At 52.7% G+C, this 8,890-nt stretch carries 3 protein-coding genes and 3 rRNA genes; all 6 read left to right on the forward strand.

The features are described 5' to 3' along the window. Positions 1-484, forward strand: a 484-nt coding sequence (locus tag M0P74_17455) for an argininosuccinate synthase (protein MCK9365377.1), incomplete at its 5' end; no start/stop codon positions are given. A gap of 2 nt (positions 485-486) precedes the next feature. Beyond that, entirely contained in the window at positions 487-1,914 is a 1,428-nt protein-coding gene (gene argH, locus M0P74_17460; GenBank protein MCK9365378.1) for an argininosuccinate lyase, read from the forward strand. Further along, positions 1,911-3,188 (forward strand): tyrosine--tRNA ligase, encoded by a 1,278-nt coding sequence (tyrS, locus tag M0P74_17465; GenBank protein ID MCK9365379.1) that lies wholly within the window; start codon positions 1,911-1,913, stop codon positions 3,186-3,188. The genes argH and tyrS overlap by 4 nt, the downstream gene beginning before the upstream one ends. Positions 3,189-3,663: 475 nt before the next feature. Next, positions 3,664-5,178 (forward strand): 16S ribosomal RNA (locus M0P74_17470). A 315-nt stretch (positions 5,179-5,493) separates the two neighbouring features. Then, positions 5,494-8,588 (forward strand): 23S ribosomal RNA (locus M0P74_17475). A 73-nt stretch (positions 8,589-8,661) separates the two neighbouring features. Then, positions 8,662-8,778, forward strand: a 5S ribosomal RNA gene (gene rrf, locus M0P74_17480). The 16S, 23S and 5S rRNA genes sit together here, the layout of an rRNA operon. Positions 8,779-8,890: the final 112 nt, after the last annotated feature.

Raw genomic sequence — 8,890 nt, forward strand, 5'->3', positions numbered from 1 at the left:
TGTCGAACTCAACCGTCGCGCCGGTGCGCAAGGTGTAGGCCGCCTCGATATGGTCGAGGATCGACTTGTAGGAATTAAGAGTCGTGAAGTGTACGAAGCACCAGGTGCGCTGGCACTTATCACTGCCCATCAAGAATTGGAGAATGTCTGCGTGGAACGCGATCTGGCTCGCTTCAAGCGAGCCAGCGAACAACGATGGGGCGAGCTCGTCTATGACGGCCTCTGGTTCTCACCTCTGCGTGAAGGCCTAGACAGCCTCTTCAATTTCGCTAATGAATATGTCACGGGTGATGTTCGTTTGAAGATGCATGCAGGCCGATGCTGGGTTACTGGACGTCGCAGCGAAGCCTCTTTGTACGACTTTGATATGGCGACATACGACGAGGGAGATACCTTTGATCAATCATTAGCAAAGGGATTTGTCGATCTCTGGGGCCTTCCTTCCCGTATCGCTTCTGCGCGAAATCTAAGAATGAAGAAGTAATCATGGCTTTATGGGGAGCAAGATTTTCGCATGGGCCTGCTGATGCGGTCTTCGCGCTCTCGCGGAGCATCGAGTTTGATTGGCGTTTAGCACCGTATGACTTGCGATCCTCTCTTGCTCATTTACAGGGACTTGAGGATGGGGGACTGCTTAACACGAAAGATGCAGGTCTCATTCGCAATGCCCTCAAAGAGTTACAGGGTGATGTCGAGTCTGGCGCATTCGTTCCCATCGACACTGATGAAGATGTGCATAGTGCGCTTGAACGTGGGCTTACAAAGAAGTTAGGCGAACTGGGCGGGGCACTTCGCGCTGGCCGATCAAGGAATGATCAAGTCGCAACCGATCTTAGGTTGTACGCGATTGACCACATGCTCAATGTTGCCGGACTTGTTTCAGATCTTCAGTCGACAATCCTCAATATAGCCAAAGAGTATGCGGATGCACCCGCTCCAGGTTTCACGCATTTTCAGCATGCACAGCCCGTGATCTTCGGTCACGAACTTGCCAAACATGCACATGCATTGGGGAGGGATGTAGATCGAATACATGATTGGTACGAGCGAACTTCGTTCTCTCCACTTGGTGCGGGCGCCCTTGCTGGCTCATCGCTTCCAATCAGCCCTGAAGCGAGTGCGTTGAATCTTGGATTCAAAGCACCCATTGCCAACAGTATTGACGCAGTGAGTGATAGAGATTTTGTCGCAGAGGCCTTGTTTACTATCGCGATGGTCGGACTTCATCTTTCACGTATGGGAGAGGAGTGGTGTTTGTGGACCTCGACTGAATTTGGATGGGCCAAACTTGATGATGCGTACGCGACTGGCTCATCCATAATGCCGCAGAAGAAGAATCCTGATATTGCCGAACTTGCGCGCGGAAAAGCCGGAAGAGTTATTGGAAATCTCACGACAGTCTTGACCATGCTTAAGGGCCTGCCGTTCGCGTACAACCGTGATCTACAAGAAGACAAAGAGCCACTCTTTGACTCTATCGACACGATGAACCTAGTGATCCCGGCGTTCTCCGGAATGATCGCCACGACGGTTTTCAACCGGGAGAAGATGGCGATGTCAGCCTCAACTGGTTTCTCGCTGGCCACCGAAATCGCGGATTTCCTGGTACGTGCTGGCATTCCATTCGCGAGCGCCCACGAAGCAGCGGGAGAGTGCGTTCGCAAGTGCGAGTCGACTGGTCGCGAATTGCACGAGTTAACGGACAAGGAATTCACGGCGATTCATCCGGCCCTGTCAGCCGGGGTCCGAGATGTGCTCTCCGTCTCTGGGGCACTTGCTTCCCGCGTCATGTTTGGTGGCACAGCACCTGTTCAGTTAACTTCGCAAATCGCTACTCTCGAATCGCAGATCGCCCGGAGCCATAAGTGGATTACCAGCGAGATCAAGCGCTTTTCGGGCATGATGGGGCAATGAACTTACTCGATGACCTCAAGTGGCGTGGATTGTTGGCGCAGTCAACTGATGAAACTGAGTTGAAAGCGGCACTTTCCAAGCCGGTCACCTTGTACGCGGGTTTTGATCCAACTGCTCCAAGCATGCATGTCGGAAACCTTGTCATCTTGACAGTTCTCAGAAGATTTCAACTCGCCGGACACCACGCGATTGCACTTGTCGGTGGTGCGACGGGTTTGGTGGGGGATCCGAGTGGTAAGAATGAAGAGCGGACTCTCAATACAGAGGAGATAGTCGAAGAGTGGGTTTTGCGTTTTCGAGGACAGTTCTCGAAATTCTTGGATTTAGATGCATCAACGAACCCCGCACGTGTAGTAAATAACTTGGATTGGACTGCGCCACTTTCTGCGATCGATTTCTTGCGAGACATCGGGAAACATTTCAGTGTTAATCAAATGCTGGCAAAGGAATCTGTCTCTGCTCGATTAGAAGGCGGGGGAATTTCCTACACGGAATTCTCATACCAAGTCCTTCAATCACTTGATTTTCTTGAACTTTTCAGACGCCACAACTGCATCATGCAAATTGGTGGTTCTGATCAGTGGGGAAATATTGTTGCTGGTTTGGATCTCATACGTCGCGTCGAAGGCGGCAGCGGTCACGCTTTAACCATTCCGCTGCTGGCAAAAGCCGACGGCGCAAAATTTGGTAAGACGGCGGGCGGAAGTGTGTGGCTCGACTCAACGATGACATCACCATATGCGTTCTACCAATATTGGTTGAATACCGAAGACCGCGATGTCATTAAATTCCTCAAAGTATTTTCTTTTCTTTCACACGATGAAATTAATGAACTAGAAAAATCTCACAATGAGAATCCGGGTGCGCGCACCGCGCACCGCGCCTTGGCTCGCGAGCTCACGACGCTGGTTCACGGGTCACAAGATTGCGAACGAGTCGAAGCCGCCTCGCGGGCTCTCTTTGGACAGGGAGAGCTCTCAGAGCTCGACGAAGCCACGCTGGAGAGCGCCCTAGCCGAGCTCCCACACGTATTTGTGGAGTCCCGCGAAGAGATCCCGACCTGGGTGGACCTGGTGGCGGCATCCGGGGTGGTGGATTCCAAGTCGGCGGCTCGTCGGGTGGTCAAAGAGGGTGGCGCATATCTCAATAACGCGAAAATCGCCGGCGAGGAGTTCGCGCCCGCGGAAAAAGACTTCTTTTTCGGCCGTTTTGCCATCCTGAGAAAAGGCAAGCGAGACCTCATTGCGGTGGAGATTTCGAAAAAAGCCTTATAAATCAAGGTTTTGGCAGGCGCCCATTCGCGGTTCGATCTCGATTTGACCCTGGGCTGAGCGCGACATATAGTTACGCTCCTTGCAGTGCACCGGACGATTTAAGGCCGGACAGCAAGGACTTCCTTCAAATTCGAAGTGAGTGGTTTGCGTGCGGTTTGACCGCACAAGCGCCTCTGGACTAGATTTGTAGGTCTGCCCTGAAAATGAAGAGAGATCTTCGGAAGCAGTGCGCATCCGTACCTTGAGAACTCAACAGCGTGCCATAAGTCAATGCCAATGTGGCTCCTCTTGCCATGTCTGAAAACTTTCGGGTTTTGAGCGTGAAAGAGTGAGACCACGAAGTAATACCTCAATGAGGTATGGCACTAGCTTTCCAGCTTTGCTGGAGAGCAAAAAGCTATACCCGTTGATTTCCTTTGGTAAAGACAAAAAAATAACGTCAGTTATTAATAGTCTGTACGCCAGATAAAAACTTTCTATGGAGAGTTTGATCCTGGCTCAGGACGAACGCTGGCGGCGTGCTTAACACATGCAAGTCGAGCGATGAGATCCCTTCGGGGATGGATTAGCGGCGAACGGGTGAGGAACACGTGAGGAATCTGCCTTCTACTCTGGGATAACTCCGGGAAACCGGGGCTAATACCGGATATGAAACTTGGTGGCATCACCGAGTTTGGAAAGTTTTTCGGTAGAAGATGACCTCGCGGCCTATCAGCTTGTTGGTGAGGTAATGGCTCACCAAGGCGACGACGGGTAGCCGGCCTGAGAGGGCGACCGGCCACACTGGGACTGAGACACGGCCCAGACTCCTACGGGAGGCAGCAGTGGGGAATATTGGGCAATGGAGGAAACTCTGACCCAGCGACGCCGCGTGCGGGATGAAGGCCTTCGGGTTGTAAACCGCTTTCAGCAGGGAAGAAGCGAAAGTGACGGTACCTGCAGAAGAAGCACCGGCTAACTATGTGCCAGCAGCCGCGGTAATACATAGGGTGCAAGCGTTGTCCGGAATTATTGGGCGTAAAGAGCTCGTAGGTGGTTCGTTACGTCGGATGTGAAAATCTGGGGCTCAACCCCAGACCTGCATTCGATACGGGCGAACTAGAGTGTGGTAGGGGAGACTGGAATTCCTGGTGTAGCGGTGGAATGCGCAGATATCAGGAGGAACACCAATGGCGAAGGCAGGTCTCTGGGCCATTACTGACACTGAGGAGCGAAAGCGTGGGGAGCGAACAGGATTAGATACCCTGGTAGTCCACGCCGTAAACGGTGGGCACTAGTTGTGGGAACCTTCCACGGTTTCTGCGACGCAGCTAACGCATTAAGTGCCCCGCCTGGGGAGTACGATCGCAAGATTAAAACTCAAAGGAATTGACGGGGCCCCGCACAAGCAGCGGAGCATGCGGCTTAATTCGACGCAACGCGAAGAACCTTACCAAGGCTTGACATATACCGGAATATGGCAGAAATGTCATAGCTGTAAAAGGTCGGTATACAGGTGGTGCATGGTTGTCGTCAGCTCGTGTCGTGAGATGTTGGGTTAAGTCCCGCAACGAGCGCAACCCTCGTTCTGTGTTGCCAGCATTTAGTTGGGGACTCACAGGAGACTGCCGGGGTCAACTCGGAGGAAGGTGGGGATGACGTCAAATCATCATGCCCCTTATGTCTTGGGCTGCACGCATGCTACAATGGCCGGTACAAAGGGCTGCGATACCGCAAGGTGGAGCGAATCCCAAAAAGCCGGTCTCAGTTCGGATTGGGGTCTGCAACTCGACCCCATGAAGTCGGAGTTGCTAGTAATCGCAGATCAGCAACGCTGCGGTGAATACGTTCCCGGGGCTTGTACACACCGCCCGTCACGTCACGAAAGTCGGTAACACCCGAAGTCAGTGGCCCAACCGCAAGGAGGGAGCTGCCGAAGGTGGGATCGGTGATTGGGACGAAGTCGTAACAAGGTAGCCGTACCGGAAGGTGCGGCTGGATCACCTCCTTTCTAAGGAGTTCCTTAGATGTAAGCGCCTTTCGAGGTTGCTTACGTGGAGCATTGACTTAGGTTTATTGAATTTTAGAATCCCTAGTACAACCGAAAACCTTTAACGTTTACGTTGAGGGTTATTAGGAGTGGAACCGGCTCTTCTCTATGAAAACTAACTAGGCACGTTGTTGGGTCCTGAGGGGACGGCTAGCGCCGCACCTTCTGGACTTAGTAAGCAGGTCAAACCCGGTGAATTTATTCGCAAAGGTGGCCACGGCATACTGAGTACCGCCCGTAGCTTGAGAACTACACAGTGGACGCGAGCATCTTTGTGGTCAAATTATTAAGTGCACATGGCGGATGCCTTGGCACCAGAAGCCGATGAAGGACGTAGGAGGCTGCGATAAGCCTCGGGGAGCTGTCAACCGAGCTGTGATCCGAGGATTTCCGAATGGGGAAACCCAGCCAGAGTAATGTCTGGTTATTCCCGCCTGAACACATAGGGCGGGTAAAGGGAACGTGGGGAAGTGAAACATCTCAGTACCCACAGGAGGAGAAAACAACCGTGATTCCGTTAGTAGTGGCGAGCGAAAGCGGAAGAGGCTAAACCAATACTGTGTCAAGCCGGCAGGCGTTGCAGTATCGGGGTCGTGGGACCAGTTGGAATGGACTTCCGTTCGTTCAATGAGTCAAAAATTAGTTGCGTAGATGAAGGACGTGGGAAAGTCCGGCATAGAGGGTGAGACCCCCGTAATCGAAACGCAGTTAACTCATTACTGGTATCCCAAGTAATACCGAACTCGAGGAATTCGGTATGAATCTGGCGGGACCACCCGCTAAGCCTAAATACTCTCTGGTGACCGATAGCGGACTAGTACCGTGAGGGAAAGGTGAAAAGAACCCCGAAAGGGGAGTGAAATAGATTCTGAAACCGTGTGCATACAAGCCGTAGGAGCGACGTAAGTTGTGACTGCGTGCCTTTTGAAGAATGAGTCTACGAGTTAGTGTTATGTGGCAAGGTTAACCCGTCGAGGGGAAGCCGTAGCGAAAGCGAGTCTGAATAGGGCGAATGAGTCGCATGATCTAGACCCGAAGCGAGGTGATCTACGCATGGCCAGGTTGAAGCGCGGGTAAGACCGCGTGGAGGACCGAACCCACTAATGTTGAAAAATTAGGGGATGAGCTGTGTGTAGGGGTGAAAGGCCAATCAAACTTCGTGATAGCTGGTTCTCCCCGAAATGCATTTAGGTGCAGCGTTGCGTGTTTCTTGCCGGAGGTAGAGCTACTGGATGGTCGAGGGGGCCTACAAGCTTACCAACATCAGCCAAACTCCGAATGCCGGTAAGTGAGAGCGCAGCAGTGAGACGGCGGGGGATAAGCTTCGTCGTCGAGAGGGAAACAACCCAGAATAGCAACTAAGGTCCCAAAGCGCGTGCTAAGTGGAAAAGGATGTGAAGTCGCATAGACAACCAGGAGGTTGGCTTAGAAGCAGCCACCCTTAAAAGAGTGCGTAATAGCTCACTGGTCAAGTGATTTCGCGCCGACAATGTAACGGGGCTCAAGCACGCCACCGACGTTCTATCATTCACACACTATCCCGGCCGTAAGGTCCAGGAGTGTGGATGGGTAGGGGAGCGTCGTGTGACTGGTGAAGCGGCGGAGGAATCCAGCCGTGGAAGTCACACGAGTGAGAATGTAGACATGAGTAGCGAGAGTTGGGTGAGAAACCCAACCGCCGAAAGACCAAGGGTTCCTGGGCCAGGCTAATCCGCCCAGGGTAAGTCGGGACCTAAGGCGAGGCCGTCAGGCGTAGTCGATGGACAACCGGTTGATATTCCGGTACCCGCTTTAAATCGCCCATAACGAATCCACTAAAGCTTTTGCGCCTGAAGTGAGCTCGGCTTTTGTCGAGTGAATGGAGCGCGCGGAGTGGTGTGGTAGTAGTTAAGCAATGGTGTGACACAGGAAGGCAGTCCAACCCGGGCGATGGTTGTCCCGGGGTAAGGTCGTAGGGAGAGACGTAGGCAAATCCGCGTCTCACATATCCTGAGAGCTGATGCCGAGCCGTATGGCGAAGTGGATGATCCTATGCTGTCGAGAAAAGCATCTAGCGAGATTTATAGCGGCCCGTACCCGAAACCGACACAGGTGGTCAGGTAGAGAATACCAAGGCGATCGAGAGAATCATGGATAAGGAACTCGGCAAAATGCCCCCGTAACTTCGGGAGAAGGGGGGCCCTTTGACGTGTAGGAATTTACTTCCGAAGCGTTAGAAGGCCGCAGAGACCAGGCTCAAGCGACTGTTTACCAAAAACACAGGTCCGTGCGAAGTTGCAAAACGATGTATACGGACTGACGCCTGCCCGGTGCTGGAAGGTTAAGGGGACTGGTTAGCCGCAAGGCGAAGCTGAGAACTTAAGCCCCAGTAAACGGCGGTGGTAACTATAACCATCCTAAGGTAGCGAAATTCCTTGTCGGGTAAGTTCCGACCTGCACGAATGGTGTAACGACTTTAGCGCTGTCTCATCCGTGAACTCGGCGAAATTGCATTACGAGTAAAGATGCTCGTTACGCGCAGAAAGACGGAAAGACCCCGGGACCTTTACTATATCTTGATATTGGTGTTCGGAACGGTTTGTGTAGCATAGGTGGGAGACTGTGAAGCGGGCACGCCAGTGTTTGTGGAGTCATCGTTGAAATACCACTCTGATCGTTTTGAACTTCTAACCTCGGTCCGTAATCCGGATCAGGGACAGTGTCTGGTGGGTAGTTTGACTGGGGCGGTCGCCTCCTAAAAAGTAACGGAGGCGCTCAAAGGTTCCCTCAGCCTGGTTGGTAATCAGGTGTCGAGTGTAAGTGCACAAGGGAGCTTAACTGTGAGACAGACATGTCGAGCAGGTGCGAAAGCAGGAACTAGTGATCCGGCGGTGGCTTGTGGAAGCGCCGTCGCTCAACGGATAAAAGGTACCCCGGGGATAACAGGCTGATCTTGCCCAAGAGTCCATATCGACGGCAAGGTTTGGCACCTCGATGTCGGCTCGTCTCATCCTGGGGCTGGAGTAGGTCCCAAGGGTTGGGCTGTTCGCCCATTAAAGAGGCACGCGAGCTGGGTTCAGAACGTCGTGAGACAGTTCGGTCCCTATCTTCTGTGCGCGCAGGAAACTTGAGAAGGGCTGTCCCTAGTACGAGAGGACCGGGACGGACGAACCTCTGGTGTGTCGGTTGTTATGCCAATAGCACCGCCGATTAGCTACGTTCGGAAGGGATAACCGCTGAAAGCATCTAAGCGGGAAGCTCGCTTCAAGATTAGGTTTCCCACCGGTTTACCGGGTAAGGCCCCCAGCTAGACGACTGGGTTGATAGGCGGGAAGTGGAAGAGTCGCAAGACTTGTAGCTGACCCGTACTAATAGGCCGAGGATTTAACTACAAAGCTGCTACGCGTCCACTGTGTGGTTCTCGAGATACGGTCGAGAACCAAATGATTGATATCTCAATAGAGTTTCGGCGACCATAGCGTGAGGGAAACACCCGGCTCCATTCCGAACCCGGAAGTTAAGCCTCACAGCGTCGATGGTACTGCACGGGTGACCTTGTGGGAGAGTAGAACGTTGCCGAACATCCTTTAAGAGAAGGGGCACTTTTAACTAAGTGCCCCTTCTCTATTTTCTATCTATAGTTGAAATTAGGATCTTCACTCGGAATGGAGCAAGGACATGGATTCACGACGCC

The sequence above is a fragment of the Syntrophales bacterium genome (assembly GCA_023229765.1).
Lineage (GTDB): Bacteria > Desulfobacterota > Syntrophia > Syntrophales > UBA5619 > DYTH01.

What these genes read in the sequence shown, in the direction of transcription:
- argH (MCK9365378.1), top strand. Translation starts at nt 487, where the DNA reads ATGGCTTTATGGGGAGCAAGATTTTCGCATGGGCCTGCTGATGCGGTC.
- tyrS (MCK9365379.1), top strand. Translation starts at nt 1,911, where the DNA reads ATGAACTTACTCGATGACCTCAAGTGGCGTGGATTGTTGGCGCAGTCA.